This is a genomic window from Desemzia sp. FAM 23989, from assembly GCF_045528345.1.
Taxonomy (GTDB): domain Bacteria; phylum Bacillota; class Bacilli; order Lactobacillales; family Carnobacteriaceae; genus Desemzia.
Map to the genome: position 1 here is coordinate 25,529 of NZ_JBGQQT010000005.1, position 16,182 is coordinate 41,710.

Annotated in this window: 18 protein-coding genes; 15 read left to right on the plus strand and 3 right to left on the minus strand. The window is 37.6% G+C overall.

The annotated features are described in order from the left end of the window. Positions 1–125: 125 nt before the first annotated feature. Positions 126–695, plus strand: coding sequence for a GNAT family N-acetyltransferase (locus ACEN36_RS04350; RefSeq protein ID WP_407126026.1), 570 nt, complete (start codon positions 126–128; stop codon positions 693–695). Positions 696–738: 43 nt separating this feature from the next. Here the strand turns inward: ACEN36_RS04350 and ACEN36_RS04355 are convergent, their stop codons facing one another. Continuing rightward, positions 739–1,263 (minus strand): LURP-one-related/scramblase family protein, encoded by a 525-nt coding sequence (locus ACEN36_RS04355; RefSeq protein WP_407101932.1) that lies wholly within the window; start codon positions 1,261–1,263, stop codon positions 739–741. 244 nt (positions 1,264–1,507) lie between these two features. Between ACEN36_RS04355 and ACEN36_RS04360 the strand changes: the two genes are divergently transcribed. Both ACEN36_RS04360 and ACEN36_RS04365 read left to right on the plus strand, forming a co-directional pair. Continuing rightward, positions 1,508–1,777 (plus strand): ACT domain-containing protein, encoded by a 270-nt coding sequence (locus ACEN36_RS04360; protein ID WP_079650966.1) that lies wholly within the window; start codon positions 1,508–1,510, stop codon positions 1,775–1,777. 17 nt (positions 1,778–1,794) lie between these two features. Continuing rightward, entirely contained in the window at positions 1,795–3,150 is a 1,356-nt protein-coding gene (locus ACEN36_RS04365; RefSeq protein WP_407096097.1) for a PFL family protein, read from the plus strand. Positions 3,151–3,456: 306 nt separating this feature from the next. Here the strand turns inward: ACEN36_RS04365 and ACEN36_RS04370 are convergent, their stop codons facing one another. Beyond that, complete coding sequence (locus ACEN36_RS04370; protein ID WP_079650744.1) at positions 3,457–3,621, minus strand: YvrJ family protein; 165 nt, start codon at positions 3,619–3,621, stop codon at positions 3,457–3,459. Positions 3,622–3,920: 299 nt separating this feature from the next. Between ACEN36_RS04370 and ACEN36_RS04375 the strand changes: the two genes are divergently transcribed. From ACEN36_RS04375 to ACEN36_RS04390, 4 genes are all read left to right on the plus strand, one after another. Beyond that, positions 3,921–5,087, plus strand: coding sequence for a Gfo/Idh/MocA family protein (locus tag ACEN36_RS04375; protein ID WP_407126027.1), 1,167 nt, complete (start codon positions 3,921–3,923; stop codon positions 5,085–5,087). A gap of 42 nt (positions 5,088–5,129) precedes the next feature. Further along, positions 5,130–6,197, plus strand: a complete 1,068-nt coding sequence (locus ACEN36_RS04380) for a Gfo/Idh/MocA family protein (protein WP_407103279.1) — start codon at positions 5,130–5,132, stop codon at positions 6,195–6,197. Then, the gene (locus ACEN36_RS04385) at positions 6,145–7,008 is read left to right on the plus strand and encodes a sugar phosphate isomerase/epimerase family protein (RefSeq protein WP_407096094.1); all 864 of its coding nucleotides are present in this window, start codon (positions 6,145–6,147) and stop codon (positions 7,006–7,008) included. Before ACEN36_RS04380 ends, ACEN36_RS04385 begins: the two co-directional genes overlap by 53 nt. A gap of 74 nt (positions 7,009–7,082) precedes the next feature. Then, complete coding sequence (locus ACEN36_RS04390) at positions 7,083–8,156, plus strand: Gfo/Idh/MocA family protein (RefSeq protein WP_407096093.1); 1,074 nt, start codon at positions 7,083–7,085, stop codon at positions 8,154–8,156. A 757-nt stretch (positions 8,157–8,913) separates the two neighbouring features. Here the strand turns inward: ACEN36_RS04390 and ACEN36_RS04395 are convergent. Continuing rightward, complete coding sequence (locus ACEN36_RS04395; protein WP_407126028.1) at positions 8,914–9,804, minus strand: Cof-type HAD-IIB family hydrolase; 891 nt, start codon at positions 9,802–9,804, stop codon at positions 8,914–8,916. A gap of 156 nt (positions 9,805–9,960) precedes the next feature. Here ACEN36_RS04395 and ACEN36_RS04400 point away from each other — a divergent pair, with 156 nt between their 5' ends. The 8 genes from ACEN36_RS04400 to ACEN36_RS04435 all read left to right on the plus strand — a co-directional run bounded on the left by ACEN36_RS04400 (position 9,961) and on the right by ACEN36_RS04435 (position 16,136). After that, complete coding sequence (locus ACEN36_RS04400; RefSeq protein WP_407126101.1) at positions 9,961–10,632, plus strand: uracil-DNA glycosylase; 672 nt, start codon at positions 9,961–9,963, stop codon at positions 10,630–10,632. A 155-nt stretch (positions 10,633–10,787) separates the two neighbouring features. Further along, positions 10,788–11,762 carry a phosphate acetyltransferase gene (gene pta, locus ACEN36_RS04405; protein WP_407126029.1) on the plus strand — a complete coding sequence of 325 codons (975 nt, stop codon included), beginning with the start codon at positions 10,788–10,790 and terminating at the stop codon, positions 11,760–11,762. Positions 11,763–11,937: 175 nt separating this feature from the next. Next, positions 11,938–12,375 (plus strand): tRNA (adenosine(37)-N6)-threonylcarbamoyltransferase complex ATPase subunit type 1 TsaE, encoded by a 438-nt coding sequence (gene tsaE / locus ACEN36_RS04410; protein WP_407097179.1) that lies wholly within the window; start codon positions 11,938–11,940, stop codon positions 12,373–12,375. A 15-nt stretch (positions 12,376–12,390) separates the two neighbouring features. After that, positions 12,391–12,921: a GNAT family N-acetyltransferase gene (locus ACEN36_RS04415; RefSeq protein WP_407103282.1), complete on the plus strand. Its 531-nt coding sequence runs from the start codon at positions 12,391–12,393 to the stop codon at positions 12,919–12,921. A gap of 324 nt (positions 12,922–13,245) precedes the next feature. Beyond that, positions 13,246–13,611, plus strand: coding sequence for a DUF2512 family protein (locus ACEN36_RS04420; RefSeq protein WP_407097140.1), 366 nt, complete (start codon positions 13,246–13,248; stop codon positions 13,609–13,611). A gap of 286 nt (positions 13,612–13,897) precedes the next feature. Further along, positions 13,898–14,437 carry a GNAT family N-acetyltransferase gene (locus ACEN36_RS04425; RefSeq protein WP_407126030.1) on the plus strand — a complete coding sequence of 180 codons (540 nt, stop codon included), beginning with the start codon at positions 13,898–13,900 and terminating at the stop codon, positions 14,435–14,437. A gap of 170 nt (positions 14,438–14,607) precedes the next feature. Beyond that, entirely contained in the window at positions 14,608–14,994 is a 387-nt protein-coding gene (locus ACEN36_RS04430; protein WP_407097142.1) for a GntR family transcriptional regulator, read from the plus strand. Between the two features lie 2 nt (positions 14,995–14,996). Continuing rightward, entirely contained in the window at positions 14,997–16,136 is a 1,140-nt protein-coding gene (locus ACEN36_RS04435) for a DUF1648 domain-containing protein (protein ID WP_407102902.1), read from the plus strand. Positions 16,137–16,182: the final 46 nt, after the last annotated feature.

Consider the following 16,182-nt stretch of genomic DNA (forward strand, 5'->3'; position numbering starts at 1 on the left):
CCTTTGCTGGTTCGCTTTAAGTATACTATCTTTTAGAGCATTAACCAACAGGATAAAATTTGTCGGAAAAATAATTTTCAGGTAATATTAGAAAGAGAATATAGGGAATAGATGAGGTGTATTAAATGATTCGCAAAGCTGAGAAGAAGGATACAGAAAATTTGATTGATGGCATCATAGCCATATGGGAAGACATGGAGTCTCCTTTCGTTACTGAAATTCCATTACCGGAACTGAAAGAAATTCTGAGAGAGAGTATGCTGCAAGAGGATTTTCGCTATCACTATTCTAAGGGAATCGTCTGCGAACGCAATAATGCGGTTGCCGGATTTATCTATGGATATAAAGGAGAAAACGAACGAAATCTTGATCGGTCTTTCAAAGAATTATTAAGAGAAAAAAACTATGACCAAAAAATTAATTTGTCTTTTGACCAAGAAACTAAAGCTGGTGAATGGTATATAGATATGGTGTTCACTCAAGCCAATTTCCGTAAGCAAGGTGTGGCTACAGAATTGTTGGCCTCGCTGCCTAAGATCGCTAAAGAAGCAGAAGAACCAATGATTGCATTAAATTGTGATTTGGTAAATGATAAGGCTCGGAAAGTATATGAAGAACAAGGTTTTCAAAAAGAATCTGAGGTTACAATCGTAGGTCATGTTTACGATCATATGGTAAAAAAAGTCGATGAATGAAAAAGGGAAGCGGATCTTTATTCCGTTTCCCTTTTTCCCTATATTAGATGAGGCGAATAGCCGCCTGTTTATTTTTTTTAACGAGTACAAAATCTTTTTTTCTTTTTCTCGCATAATGATCTACAATCAGTGCCACCACAACACAAATAGGAGCGTGGTGCGGTTCAGGAATGGTTAAAGTATAGAAATCTCCCCGAGCAAAGCAATTCTTTTCCATTTCCATAATGGTTTTTGAATGTTGTTTAACTTGATAGCGTGCATGTTCAAAGTCTCCGGATATGATCCAATTTAACTTGCTGATTTTAAAATAGGTCTTGGAAAAAGCTACGTGTTTTGTGATGGTACCTATCTTTTCATCTCTTACATACAAATCAAATCGTGGCATCAAGGAAAGAGTCACTTGTTTTACCTTGACCAATAAGGAGCCGTTCATAGCGTATAGGGAAATAGAATCCCCAACACGTCCCCATGTCCCCACAGCTAGGAAGATATCTTCACCGGCATGGTTTTTGACGATAATTTTCTCTTGCTTTGATATAAATTCTTCTTTCATATAAAGTCGAACCATTTTATCAACACCTCTAATGAATAAGACTTGATCCATTATGCTAGAAAATATCCGTTGTTTTATTCCTTCTATTCGACAAAAAGAAACACCCATTCCTATATCAACTTCATTATAACAAAAATCAGAACAGAATCGAAGACCTTATTCTACTTTCTACATTAAGACAAAGAAAGTAACTGAACTTTAGAAACAAACATGGTAGAATAGTACAATATAATGAAAGGTTCTTATGAGGAGGAAAAAGATGAAAGCGATTGTGACAGTTATAGGACAAGATAAAGTAGGTATCGTGGCTGGGGTCAGTAAAAAGCTGAGCGAACTACAGATTAATATCAACGATATTTCTCAAACGATTATGGAAGGCTATTTCACTATGATGGTATTGTGTGATCTTTCTGCTAGTGAGCTAGAGTTTAGTCAAATCAAAGAGGAACTAACTAAAGAAGGGGAAGAATTAGGAGTAAAGGTACGCATTCAGCGCCAAGAAACATTTGATACGATGCATAAACTATAAAAGGAGCCTTCGATAAGATGGAAATCACAAATATATTTGAAACCGTTCGTATGATTGAAGAAGAAAATTTAGATATTCGAACCATTACAATGGGAATATCGTTGTTGGATTGTATTGATTCGGATGGAGAGAAAGCACGCCAAAAAATCTATGATAAAATCACGACTAAAGCTAAGGATTTGGTCAAGGTAGGGAAAGCTATAGAAATGGAATATGGGATTCCTATTATCAACAAACGAATTTCTGTAACTCCTATTTCTTTAGTAGCGGGAGCTTCTGCAGATAAAGATTATGTAGCGTATGCTAAAACGTTGGACGCTGCAGCAAAAGAAGTTGATGTAAACTTTATCGGCGGCTTTTCTGCTTTAGTAGAAAAAGGATACCATAAAGGCGATGAAATTTTACTTCGTTCCATTCCTAGAGCACTAGCTGAGACAGAACGTGTGTGCTCATCTGTTAATATCGGCTCTACAAAAGCCGGTATCAATATGGATGCCGTTCGTGATATGGGAGAGATCATTAAAGAAACAGCTGAGTTGACTGCGGATACTCAAGGACTAGGTTGTGCTAAATTAGTCGTATTTGCCAATGCGGTAGAAGATAATCCGTTCATGGCAGGTGCTTTTCACGGAGTAGGAGAAGCGGATTGTGTTATTAACGTAGGAATCAGTGGACCGGGTGTTGTCAAAAGAGCTTTAGAAAAAGTTAAAGGAGAACCGTTTGATGTTATCGCTGAAACGGTCAAAAAGACAGCTTTTAAAATTACCCGGATGGGTCAATTGGTAGGGCAAGTTGCTGCAGAAAGATTAGACGTACCTTTTGGGATTGTCGATTTATCTTTAGCTCCAACACCTGCCATTGGAGATTCCGTTGGGCGCATATTAGAAGAAATGGGCTTAGAGAGAGTCGGAACTCATGGAACTACGGCGGCTTTGGCTTTATTGAATGATGCTGTTAAAAAGGGTGGCGTGATGGCTTGTGGCCATGTAGGCGGATTGTCTGGCGCATTCATTCCCGTATCAGAAGATGAAGCTATGATAGAAGCTGTTGAAGCAGGAGCTCTTAATGTAGAAAAATTAGAAGCCATGACCGCTATTTGTTCGGTAGGGTTGGACATGGTTGCTGTTCCTGGTGAAACATCCGCAGCAACACTGTCTGCGATTATTGCTGATGAAGCAGCCATAGGAATGTCCAATCACAAAACGACTGCAGTACGCATTATTCCAGCACCAGGTTCCAAAGTAGGCGATCGCATCGAATTAGGCGGCCTACTAGGAACAGCACCCGTAATGGCAGTAAATCCCTTTGGATCGGAAGAATTCATCCAAAGAGGTGGAAGAATTCCTGCTCCGTTGCATTCATTTAAGAATTAAGAGCGCGAAGCAAAACGTTTAGAACACTGTACACAACACCCAAGCGAAAGTTAGGTCTTTTTATCTAACATTCGTCTGGGTGTTGTGGTAGTGTGTTCTGCTTTGCGTAGCGCGTCTATGAGAGCAGAAACCTTTCTCTTGATTTTTCTAGAAAGGATTTTTTGGTCACGAAAAGTTTTGAATCATCTCAGGCAAATTTTGACAAACAAACTGAATTGCTAACTAGAGTCATACCACTAAAATCCAAAATGAAAAAGCAGCTGAGAAGAATGAAGACACTCTTCACTACTGCTTTTTCATTTGTTATTAAGGTGTCGATTTGATTACTGTACTTAAGTCATGTAGTGCTTTTACCACGTCATCCAGCTTTGTTTCCATGCGTTGCAGTAAAAACAGCGAAATAAATATTGGAAAACCAATATTACTAACGAGTTCTATCACAGATGTCCACCACTGTATTTCAGTTTCCATGCACTCACTCCTTTCTTGTAACTCATCTCCAATTAAAATAACGAGTTACAGTAAAAAAGTGTTACATAAAGAAAATTCTTTAACACAAAAATAACAGAAAGCGGTTTCGGTCAATTTTAAGAGAGAAAGTGTACAGGTGGAGACAATGAAAAACAAGAATGGAAACGCTATAATAAGGTAGTACTCATAGAAACCGATTACTTAATAATAAAATAGAGAATTTACTCTATATAAATAAAACGTAATCGGATATGAAAAATGAAAATAATGGAAAATAATTAAGGATAGGTGAAGCTAAAATGACGAAAAAAGTTAAATTAGGTATTATCGGTCTTGGGACTCAAGGTAGTATGTATGCAAAATTTATTAAAGATGGAATGGTTCCAAACATGGAAATCGCAGCTATCTGTGATATTGATACAGAAAAAAAAGCTGTTGTTGAAAGCGAATATCCTGAAGTACCTTTTTATGAAGATTACATTGAAATGATGGAAAGCGGAAAAGTAGATGCTATCATCACAACTGTACCGCACTACCTTCACCCTGAAATGGGAATCGCAGCTTTAAAACGCGACATCCATGCACTAGTTGAAAAACCTGCTGGAGTTTACACGAAACAAGTAAAAGAGTTAAATGAATTTGCAGCTACTAAACCAGAATTGACATTTGGAATCATGTTCAACCAACGCAACAATCCATTATACAAAAAAATCAAAGAGATTGTGGACAATGGTGAAATCGGAAAAATCCGTCGTTCAAACTGGATCATCACAAACTGGTGGAGACCTCAACCTTACTACGATCAAAGCGAATGGAGAGCAACATGGGGCGGAGAAGGTGGAGGCGTCTTAGTGAACCAAGCACCTCACCAATTAGACCTATGGCAATGGATCTGTGGAGTTCCAAAATCAGTTTACTCAAAAGTAGCATATGGTTTCAAACGTGATATCGTAGTAGAAGATGAAGTGACTGCTGTTGTAGATTATGGTGATGGAGTAACAGGAGTTTTTGTTACAGCTACACATGATATTATTGGAACTGACCGTTTTGAAATCTTAGGCGATCAAGGGAAAATCGTGGTAGATGGAAGTAAAACAGCTACAGTTAGTCGCTTAGTTAAACCAGAGCAAGAACTTAGCGAGAACATGGATATGGAAGACGTTAAAAAGCTCTTTATGGGTCAATTGAAGGCAGATGAATTGTATACTCAAGAAACGATTGAATTTGATAGTCCATGGGGAGAGCAACATTCAGGCGTATTGGAAAACTTTGCAGCGAATATTTTAGATGGCGCACCTCTATTGGCACCAGGTTCTGACGGAATCAACGGAGTTCGCTTAGCAAATTCGATTCACCTTTCAAGCTGGACAGGTAAAGAAATCAATTTACAAGATCTAGACGAAGAATTATATCTGGAAGAATTAAACAAACGCATTCGTGAAGAAGGCAAATTCTCCGAAAGATAGTCTGTCGCTTAGGGTAGAGTCAAGAACAAGGAGAGAAAGCTTATGTTAAGAGTTGGTTTAATTGGCTTAGGAGACGTTTCTCCCGTACATGTTAATGCTATTAATGCAAGTGAGTACGGTGAATTGGTAGCAGTATGCGACATGGATGTAGATAAAAAAAGTGAATGGACGGAGTTTCCATTTTTTACGAACATGGAAACGATGTTGCAAAAAATGGAGCTGGATGTTGTCCACATTTGTCTGCCGCATTATTTGCATCAACCGGCTACCGCTATGTGTGTGAAATACGGTGCACATGTCTATTTGGAGAAACCTGTCTCTGTCAATTATGAAGAATCTCTAGAACAACTTGAATTAGCTGAAAGTACAGATCGAAAAATCTGTGTCAGTTTTCAAAATCGCTACAATAGAAGTTTTATGAAGCTGATAGACATCCTCGAAAATGAAGATGTGGGACAAATTACTTCTATTAAAGGATTAGTAACGTGGTTCCGTCCAGAAAGCTATTATACAACTAAACCGTGGCGCGGGAAGAAACTGGAAGCAGGTTATGGCTCAATTATCAATCAATCGATCCATACACTGGATTTGATTCAGTTGATCGGTGGCGATTTAAAGAGCTGTAAAGCGTCACTGACTAATTTGACGGACTACGACATTGAAGTAGAAGATACAGCCAGCGCGACATTTACTTTCGAATCGGGGGTAAAAGCTTTTTTCCATGCAACCAATGCGTATACAGAGAATTCTTCAGTGGAATTACAAGTGATCACGGAAAAGGAAAAATTTACGATCAAAGATAGTCGCTTGTATTTCACTAATGAAAATGGACGAAAAGAAGTTATTGAAGAAGACGATCGAATTCCAGGATCTAAATTCTACTACGGGATGGGGCATAGAATTCTGATTCAACGATTCTATAAAAGTATTTTAGACAATACCGAAGACTATGTCCACGTAAGAGAAGCAATCGCCTCTATGGAAATGATTGAAATGATGGACCGTTCATCAAAAAATGCAGGAAATGCAGAACGGATAACAAGAGAGGAGCTTAATCATGACAAAAGTGAAAATCGGGGTACAAGGGTTCACGTTGAAGGAACAGTTTAAAGACTTAGGACCTTACGAAACACTAAAAAGAGCAAGTGAATTAGGTTATAACGCAGTGGAGATTTCTCAAGTAGATATGACACCGGAAAATGTCCAAGAAATCAAACGGGCTTCCACAGAGTTAGGGATGGAAATCGCTTCTTTATCAGCTGGACTGAAGCCGATGATGGAAGGGCAAGAATCTTTGACCACTCATTTGGATAAGATTATCGATGATTGTAAAACATTAGATGCAGACATCGTTCGTATCGGAATGCTGCCATTTGAAGCAATGGCTTCGCTGGATAAAGTAGTGGAATTTTGCCATGAAGCCAATGATGTAGCGGAAAAAATGAAAGAGCAAGGGATTAAATTGTATTACCACAACCACCATATTGAATTTGTAAAATACGACGGTCGTTACCTGTTAGACATCATTCGTGAAGAAGCACCATTATTGGGCTTTGAATTGGATATGCACTGGGTACAACGTGGTGGAAGAAATCCAATCGAAGTACTGAAAGAATACGCTGGGAAAGTAGATTTGGTTCACTTGAAAGACTACCGTATCGTTCCGGTCCCTCAAGAAGCTGTAGATGCTTTACAAAGAGGGGAAGCAGAGCATTTCATGGATGCATTCACAAATAACATTCAATTTGCTGAATTGGGAACAGGTTCCCTTGACTTGAAAGGCATTATTGAACAAAGTATTGAAAGTGGTGCTCGTTACTTGCTGGTTGAACAAGATGACGTATATGGACGCGATCCATTCGACAGTTTAGCGGACTCACGCGACTACTTATACGAATTAGGATACAAAGAATTATTCTAATGCACACTAAAAGAGGAAACCAGTTGATCAGAGACGACTGGTTCCCTTTTTTCTACTGAAAGGAAGGGTATTATATGGGCAGTAACGATGGGATGAATTATGCGCCAAAAGGAAAAATGAATCGAGTAGTTGAAGAAGGGGAATTTAATTTCGCAGCAGCAGCTTTAGATCATGGACACATCAATGGAATGACCAATGGTTTACTGGAAGCTGGAGCAACTTTGAAATGGGTCTACGATCCAAATCCAGAAAAAGTAGCCGAATACAAAGAACAATTCCCGCAAGCACAAGTGGCTGAGTCATTAGAACAAATCTTGGAAGATCCAGAGATTCATTTGGTGGCGGCAGCTGCAGTTCCAAACAAACGCAGTGAGCTGGGAAATCAAGTGATGAAAGCTGGAAAAGACTATTTCACAGATAAAACAGCTTTTACAACCATGGAACAATTGGAAGAAACGAAACGTGTCGTAAAAGAAACAGGACAAAAATTCTGGGTCTACTTCAGTGAACGTCTGCACGTGGAAGGGGCTGTTTATGCTGGACAGCTGGTAAAAGAGGGTGTCATCGGAGACGTGATTCAAGTCACCGGTTTCGGTCCGCATCGTTTGGACAAAGAAAAACGTCCTGATTGGTTCTTTAATAAAGAACAATATGGTGGGATATTATGTGATATCGGAAGCCATCAAATCGAACAATTCTTATACTTTACAGGAAATGAAGATGCTGAAGTGCTGCATAGTAAAGTTGGAAATTTTGCTAACTCGGATACGCCTGAATTAGAAGATTATGGTGATGCTACCTTAGTTGGCGAAAATGGCGCAAGTTTCATCTTTAAAGTAGACTGGTTCACACCAGATGGTTTAAGTACTTGGGGTGATGGTCGTGTGTTCATTACGGGTACTAAAGGAACGATCGAAGTACGTAAATACGTAGATGTAGCTCGCGAAGAAACAGGCGACCATTTATATTTGGTTACAGCAGAAGGCGAAAAACATTACTCATTGACTGGAGAAGTTGGATTCCCATTTTTCGGAGAAATGATCAAAGACTGTATCAATCGCACTGAAAATGCCATGACCCAAGACCATATCTTCAAAGCTCAAGAACTGTGTCTGATAGCACAAGAAAAAGCTATGGTTATTAAGTAAGAGCGTTGAGCAAGTCGTTTAGCCCATGCGTAACGAGTCTAAATTAAGAGCGCAAATCAAGGGCTGACCCCGAAAAGTTAGAGTGAAATCTAATTTTACGGGGTCTATTTTTATGGCAAAGTATCATGAAAAATTTAAGCTAAAAGTGGCTCAAGAATAGCTGGATAGACCTTTGTTTATCATTTCTTAACGAATAAACAGAAGAATTTCTCATTAAACTATACTCAAATGCCGACTGAATAAAGAATGAATGTGTCTGAGACGGCAGGTAGCTCTAATTTTTTTAGTTTATTCTTCAAGTGAGCCTTAATTTAATGTTCACTTGAGTAATAAAACCATTTTATTGATCAAGTGAGCACTTATTTAATTGCTACTTGATCAATAAACTCGCTTTATTAGTCAAGTGGGAAATAATTCACTACTCACTTGACTAATAAACTTGATTAACTCATCAAACGAAGCTTTCTTTGGACATGATAATCAGAGGATCTCACTGGAAAAACACATTGAATGGTGTAATCCTGTTCGACCAAAAGTAAAATTGGCTAGTCTAAGTCGTGGGAATACCGTATGCAAACCAGCCAATCAGCTGCATATAAAAAAGCTAACATTTTTTTGGAGGGCTACCCTGATAGTTTTACGCAACACATCCAAAATAAGAGAACATCACAGGCTTTAAATTCAATACCTCAAAAAAGCTCACAGAGTCGGTTATTCAACCAACTCTATGAGCTTTTTACCATTATTTTATAGGGGATTAGTTAATGCTGACTTTTTCTTCTAAGCGGCCATTAAGAGCCAACATAATACCTTCAGCAACCCCATTTTCATTATTGGCTGAAGTGAGGTATTTTGAGGTATTTTTAGTTTCTTGTGCGCCATTTTCCATAGCAAAACTAAATCCTGTGATTTTAAGCATTGATAAATCATTGAGATTATCTCCGAATGTCATGACATCGTCCAAGTCAATATCCATTTTTTTAGCCATCTCGCTGACGGCAATTCCTTTTTGAGCATCAACATGATTGATTTCAATGTTGTTTTCGAAGGAAGAAGTGATCGCTAAATCACCGATTTGATTTAACTCAGCTGAAATAGGCAACAATGTTTTTTGTCCGTCTTGACTGAAAGCAATAATTTTCAGCACATCTATTGTTTCGTCCTCGATCAATTCATCGTAATTATCAATGTAATGGATATTCATAATCTCTAAACGAGCAGCAGCTAACACTACAGCCATTTTATAAGTCGTGTCAGGGTTTGTTTCGAAAAGCAAAGAAGCAACAGACTCGATACGTTTCGCTTTGTTATCCGAAAAAATACCATTGCCAGTTGTGATCTCACAATACAAATTATGCTCTCTAATAGTGGCTAATATTTTACGAGCCGTGTCTTTAGTGATACCGGCTGTTTTTAAAATAGTTCCTTTTTCATCATAAACTTGAGCACCGTTAAGCGTAATGATCGGGCAAGACAATCCAGCTTCTTCTAATAATGGTTTGGCTTCTGTAAAGCCACGTCCTGTTGCTACCATAAAAGGGATACCTTGTTTCTCTGCTTCACGAATAGCATCCGCATTTGCTTGGGAAATCATCATTTTTTCATTTAACAATGTCCCATCCATATCAGAAACAATCAATTTTACCATTCTTCAACCTCCATGATTTTTTACTAGTTTCAGTCTACCATGATAGCTTGAAAATAGCACCTTTAAATGAAAGAGGTTTTCTCTTGTGAAAGGGTCTTAATTCTTGTAGGATAAGGAAAAAGGAAAGTAATTAAAGAGAGGAACATAATTGTGACAATTCCAGTAAAAAATGATTGGGCACCTATTCTGAAAGAAGCCAGTGAATCGGAGAGTTACCAAAAGCTGCGAGAATTTCTAAAAAAAGAATATGAAACAGAAACGATCTACCCGCCAAAAGAAAATATTTGGCAGGCTTTTGAATGGACACCATATACTGAAGTAAAAGCAGTTATATTAGGTCAAGATCCTTATATTAGAGAAAATCAAGCACATGGACTGAGTTTTTCTGTACAACCAGGAATTAAACTGCCGCCTTCTTTAAAAAACATCTACAAAGAATTAGAGGCCGATTTAGGATATCCTCCAGCTGATCATGGTTACTTAGAATCATGGGCGAAGGAAGGAGTGTTGTTGTTAAATACCGTCTTGACTGTGAGAGAAGGACATTCTCATTCGCATAAAGGAAAAGGATGGGAGGAATTAACAAATTTTGTGATTCAAAAACTGAATGAACGAAGTGAAATGATCGTGTTTATTCTGTGGGGAAATCCTTCGATTGAAAAAAGACATTTGATTGATGAGTCTAAACATGTGGTCCTAACGTCGCCTCATCCAAGTCCCTTTTCTGCCAGAAAAGGTTTTTTTGGATCAAGACCTTTTTCAAAAACCAATGAGGCTTTGATCAAAAGTGGACAGACACCGATCGATTGGGAAGTGCCTACACTCTAAAAAGAAACAACGACTGAATATCTGTAATAGTTTTGTTCTGTGAAAAAATAAAAAATAGCTGTATAAGAATAAAAAAAGCTGAAATAACTGTATTTTTTGGTGATATAGTAGTATCATTAGAACTGTAGTATAAAACGAAGTTGGAGGGAATTAGATTGGAACTATTCGAGAGTTTAAAATCTAAAGTTTTAAATAAAAATGTCCGTGTAGTATTTCCAGAAGGAACTGAACCACGTATTTTGGGTGCGGTAGTCCGTTTACAAGCAGAAAACTTGGTGCACCCAGTACTTTTAGGAAATGTTGAAGAAATCAAAACTTCCGCAAAAGAACATGGTTTTGATGTAGAAAACATTGAAATCATTGACCCAAATAACTACGACGAATTTGACGCAATGGTAGAAGCTTTCGTTGAACGCCGTAAAGGTAAAGCAACAGCAGAACAAGCTCATGAAATCTTAAAAGACGAAAACTACTTCGGAACTATGTTGACTCACATGGGCAAAGTAGATGCTCTTGTAAGTGGCGCTGTTCACTCAACTGGAGATACTGTTCGTCCAGCTCTTCAAATTATCAAAACTAAGCCAGGCGTTAGCCGTACAAGTGGGGCGTTCATCATGATGCGTGGCCGTGGACAAGAAAAATACTTGTTCTCAGATTGTGCCATCAACGTGAACCCTTCTGCACAAGAATTAGCAGAAATCGCAGTAGAAAGTGCTAAAACAGCTGAAATGTTTGATATTGAACCTAAAGTTGCTTTATTAAGCTTCTCAACAAAGGGTTCAGCAAAAGCTGACGAAGTAACTAAAGTAGCCGAAGCAACTAAAATTGCTAAAGAATTAGCACCTCAATATGAAATTGACGGTGAAATGCAGTTTGATGCTGCTTTCGTTAAAGCTGTTGCAGATCAAAAAGCACCAGAATCAAATGTTGCTGGACAAGCATCAGTATTTGTTTTCCCAGAATTACAATCAGGAAATATTGGTTACAAGATCGCACAACGTTTCGGTAATTTTGAAGCAATTGGACCAATCTTACAAGGTTTGAACAAACCTATTTCTGACCTTTCTCGTGGTTGTGTGGAAGAAGATGTCTACAAGACAGCTATCATCACAGCTAATCAAGCTCTATAATTAAAATTCTATGATTAAAAGACAGAAAAGGCGCTCTTTGAGTGCCTTTTTTTATTTTGAGAAGTTTCATCAAAATTAGTTTTCGCTTTTTCTAGTCAAATGAATTAAAATAGTACAATAACTGCCTATGAGAAGAAAGGTGAATGACGTGAAAACACTCTATGCAAAAAACGAAATGGAAACAAAAGAAATAGCGGCTAGTTTAGCGGATCAATTAGCAGCAGGAGATGTGTTGTTGTTGGAAGGCAATTTAGGAGCTGGCAAAACAACTTTTACAAAAGGTATCGCTGAAGGATTAGGAATCCAACGCATTATTAAAAGTCCCACGTATACGCTTATACGTGAATATGATGAAGGAAGATTGCCTTTGTATCACATGGATGTCTATCGTTTAGAAGAAACTGGAGGAACTGACTTAGGGCTTGAAGAGTACTTTGAAGGAGAAGGCGTTTCAGTGATTGAATGGGCGACTTTTATTCCTGAAGATGTTCCAGAAGAGCATCTTGAGATCCAATTAAAACCAGTAGGTGAAGAGTTGTCAGAACGAAAAATAACGTTTATACCAAAAGGGAAACGTTTTGAGAAATTAATAGAAGCATGGAATATTGACTAAGGAGCAGGTGAATTGATGGAAGAACAATTGGATGTAGTAATCAGAGAAGCTATTCCGGATGATGCTGCAAGCATCTTAAATCATTTGAGTCATACAGCTCTTGAAACCGGGTTTATGACAATGGGCGAAGAAGGACCGGGAATCACGGTAGAAGAAGAACAAGAGCAATTAGCTAAGCTGTATGAGTCAAATAATAACGTCCTGCTGGTTGCCTTGGTAAATGATGAAGTTATCGGCACCGCTTCTGTGCATGGCTCTCAAAGCCCAAAATTAAGCCATATTGGTGAGATAGGCATCGTCATCGCAAAAGACTATTGGGGCTACGGGTTAGGGACCACTATGATGAAAGAAATGATTGAGTGGGCTAATGAATCATCTGTCTTGAAACGCTTGGAGTTGACTGTGCAAGCCCGGAATCAAAAAGCGCGTCATTTATACGAAAAGTTGGGGTTTACATTAGAAGCAGTCATGTCTCGTGGGGTAAAAGACAACGGAGAATATTTAGACGTGTGTTTAATGAGCATGATGATTGGTGACATAAAGTAAACGAAGTACCATCATTCTAATCACTATCCAAAAAGCTCGAATTTTCTTCTATCTATTAGAAAATTCGAGCTTTTTTGAATGTGAGAGTGGAGTGCCAACTGCAGAACAACTATTGAACTAATGCGTATTGATTGTTTTCTATAACTGATGACTTATAATAAAGATAAGGTTATTTTTATCAGTTCTCTCATTTTTTCAAAATACTGGATCAGTTGAGGAGGAATTTTTATTCGAAAATTATAAGTATCATTGCTGTAAAAAGATTCGCTTGCTTCTTGTTGTTAACTGGAAAATGGAGAAGGATATTTTATAGGAGGAATGAATATGAAACATGTAAAAGCATTGATCATTAAGGCCATTATGATATGGGCAATTGTTTGGATTGTTTTATCTTTGATTTACGATGTGGCATTTATGGATTCTACAATAGTAGGTGTAATTATTGTAGTGTTGATCTATATTCTAGGTGATTTAGTTATTTTACGAAAAGTAGGAAATGTTGCAGCTACTATCGCTGATTCAGGGGCAGCTGCGATCATTCTGTATCTCTACCTGAACTCGATGGATTATACTGAAAATATCTGGATGATGACACTGATTAGTGCAGTTCTTATTGGAGCAGGAGAATGGTTCTTCCATAAATGGCTTTTAAAAGAACATGTTGTACCAGATGAACGAAAAATGAAGTGAAAAACAATCGGGCAATATGCCAAATAATACTGGCCGGATAGGCTTAAAGACACCTTTCTCCTCGTAAGAGAAGAGTGTTATTTTTTTGTTCAAAAAATAGAAAAAATTTACAAAAAAAAAGATTGTTTCTCCCTCTTTCACCGTATATAATTTGACTTGTCGCGAAAATGAATCGATCAAACTAACGTTTTACATAAAAGGAAAAAATGAATAGAATGAAAGATCCAATGTATTTTTGCGAGTAGAGAAAACGTTGATGAAAGTCTCAAAAAGAGGAGGAATTAAATTGTTAAACGTAACCTTTGTCATGCCTAAAACAGGAATTCGCAAAGCTACCCTATCTGATTTACCCGAAATGGTGGGTATTTATAATGATGCTGTCGCATTAGGTGGAATTACTTGTGATATTGATTTATTTACTATAGAAGAAAGAATTCCCTGGTTTGATGTCCATCAAACAGCTGAGTATCCATTGTTTGTTTATGAAGTAGATGGAGAGGTTGCGGGATATAGTCATTTGAGCGCTTATCGAGCAGGTAGAAGAGCTGTTGAGAAAGTTGCTGAAATCAGTTATTACGTCAACAAAAAATTTCGAAAACAAGGTATTGGATCTGCATTAGTTAGCCACACGATCAATCACGCAAAAGAATTAGGATATGACCACTTGATGGCCATGATTGTTGAAGGAAACTTAGGCAGTGAGAATCTGCTGCTGAAATATGGATTTAACCAATGGGGACGTATGCCTGGAATTGCTGTCTTTAATGGGAACACACATGATCATATTTATTATGGGGTGTCTTTTGAGCAATACAAAAGTTTATGAAAAGCAATCTTGGAACCCCAACATTGCTTCTAAGCTGTATAAAAATGAAGAATACCGCTTTCCCCTTGCTAAAAGGAGAGAGCGGTATTTTTTTAATAAGGAAGTAATAAAGTGTCCATTTTATTATTCTTGTGTTATACTAGTTATATAACAAGTAGGGCGGTGATGAAATGTTTATTGAAATCAATCCTCATGATGAAACACCTATTTATACTCAATTAATGTATCAAATCAAAAAGAATATTGTTATCCATCGCAATTCGATCGATAAAGATTTGCCAAGTGTAAGAAGTTTAGCTAGCGACTTGGGCATCAACATGCATACCGTTAATAAGGCTTATAATCTATTAGTAGACGAGGGAGTATTGATTAAAAGTAAAAGAGGTTATTTTATTCAAGATCAGTCTTCTTTGAAACAGCATGAAAACGTAAAACAAGCGATGCTGGAGAAATTAGCTCAAATTCAAATCGATGCAGAAATTTACGGCGTCTCTGAACAAACGATAGAAGAATGGCTGAATACAATCAAAGAAAAGTTGAAAGAAGAGGTGAAATAAACATGCTATTATTTAGTATGATCATGACAGGAACATTTTTGTTAGTAGGGGTCATTAATGGAGTGACACCTTACTATAGTAGAAGAGGGACCCCTTTTGGCATCACAGTCCCAAGCACTCATCAACAAGATTCTTTTATTCAAATGCTGAAGAAACGCTTCTTGATTCAAAACATTGTTTTGAGCCTTCTATTTTCTATACCACTATTTTTCTTTTCCACTATAGAGAATATACAAGCACAAGAAATGTGGAGTAGTTTATATTTCACAGGAGCAGTATTTTTATTTATGATTTTGACTTTTGTTTTGTATTTGAGCAATAGAAAAAAGATTCAAATCTGGAAAAAAGAGAACAATCTTTTTACAGATATCAAAAAAGAGCGAATCATTGTGGATACCAATTACCATAGTGATTTAAAAACGATTTCGACTCGAACGATAGTGATGGCACAACTGCTGATCGTATTGATAACGGTCGTTGTAACATTGTTCTTCTATCGCAGTATCCCAAATGAATTCCCAGTTCATTGGAATAGTCAAAATGTTCCAGATCGAATTGTGGAGAAAACTTATTTGTCTGTATTGATGGTGCCAGCGATCCAATTACTGATGATACCTGTAATGGCGTTCAGTAATTACTCGTTCATCAAATCAAAACAAAAGTTGTTATCTAATTACCCACAGTTGACTAGCAAACAAAGTAAACAATTTCGAAAAGCATGGTCTGTTTATTTTTTGATTGTCTCAGTAGCACTGCAACTTCTGTTTACACTAATAAATTTTTATGCTCTTTTCATTGCCGATGATTCCAGCTTTGAATGGGTCAGTATCGTGATAGGCATATTTATCGTCGGAATTATCGGGTATAGTTTATTTTTAACTTGGAAATACGGACAAGGTGGAGAAAAATTAGTTTATAGCCAAATAAAGGAGAACTCAGATGAATTCACTGAAGTAGACGAAGAAAAATACTGGAAGTGGGGCGTGTTTTATTATAATCCCGAAGATCCAGCTGTCTTTGTGGAGAAGAGATTTGGAATTGGAAGTACGATCAATATGGCTAGATGGCAGTCATGGATGGCTATAGGTGGATTAATTGTGTTTTGTATTCTGCTTGCGGTTGTGCCATTTTTAATGGAGTAATAGATGAACTATAAAAAGAAGGAAGCTGGAGTTCATGACCCCAGCT

Coding starts and splice junctions, on each gene's coding strand:
- ACEN36_RS04395 (WP_407126028.1), bottom strand. CDS start 9,804: ATGGTAAAATTGATTGTTTCTGATATGGATGGGACATTGTTAAATGAA.
- ACEN36_RS04360 (WP_079650966.1), top strand. CDS start 1,508: ATGAAAGCGATTGTGACAGTTATAGGACAAGATAAAGTAGGTATCGTG.
- ACEN36_RS04365 (WP_407096097.1), top strand. CDS start 1,795: ATGGAAATCACAAATATATTTGAAACCGTTCGTATGATTGAAGAAGAA.
- ACEN36_RS04385 (WP_407096094.1), top strand. CDS start 6,145: ATGACAAAAGTGAAAATCGGGGTACAAGGGTTCACGTTGAAGGAACAG.
- ACEN36_RS04355 (WP_407101932.1), bottom strand. CDS start 1,263: ATGGTTCGACTTTATATGAAAGAAGAATTTATATCAAAGCAAGAGAAA.
- ACEN36_RS04430 (WP_407097142.1), top strand. CDS start 14,608: ATGTTTATTGAAATCAATCCTCATGATGAAACACCTATTTATACTCAA.
- ACEN36_RS04350 (WP_407126026.1), top strand. CDS start 126: ATGATTCGCAAAGCTGAGAAGAAGGATACAGAAAATTTGATTGATGGC.
- ACEN36_RS04435 (WP_407102902.1), top strand. CDS start 14,997: ATGCTATTATTTAGTATGATCATGACAGGAACATTTTTGTTAGTAGGG.
- ACEN36_RS04375 (WP_407126027.1), top strand. CDS start 3,921: ATGACGAAAAAAGTTAAATTAGGTATTATCGGTCTTGGGACTCAAGGT.
- tsaE (WP_407097179.1), top strand. CDS start 11,938: ATGGAAACAAAAGAAATAGCGGCTAGTTTAGCGGATCAATTAGCAGCA.
- ACEN36_RS04415 (WP_407103282.1), top strand. CDS start 12,391: ATGGAAGAACAATTGGATGTAGTAATCAGAGAAGCTATTCCGGATGAT.
- ACEN36_RS04380 (WP_407103279.1), top strand. CDS start 5,130: ATGTTAAGAGTTGGTTTAATTGGCTTAGGAGACGTTTCTCCCGTACAT.
- ACEN36_RS04370 (WP_079650744.1), bottom strand. CDS start 3,621: ATGGAAACTGAAATACAGTGGTGGACATCTGTGATAGAACTCGTTAGT.
- ACEN36_RS04420 (WP_407097140.1), top strand. CDS start 13,246: ATGAAACATGTAAAAGCATTGATCATTAAGGCCATTATGATATGGGCA.
- ACEN36_RS04390 (WP_407096093.1), top strand. CDS start 7,083: ATGGGCAGTAACGATGGGATGAATTATGCGCCAAAAGGAAAAATGAAT.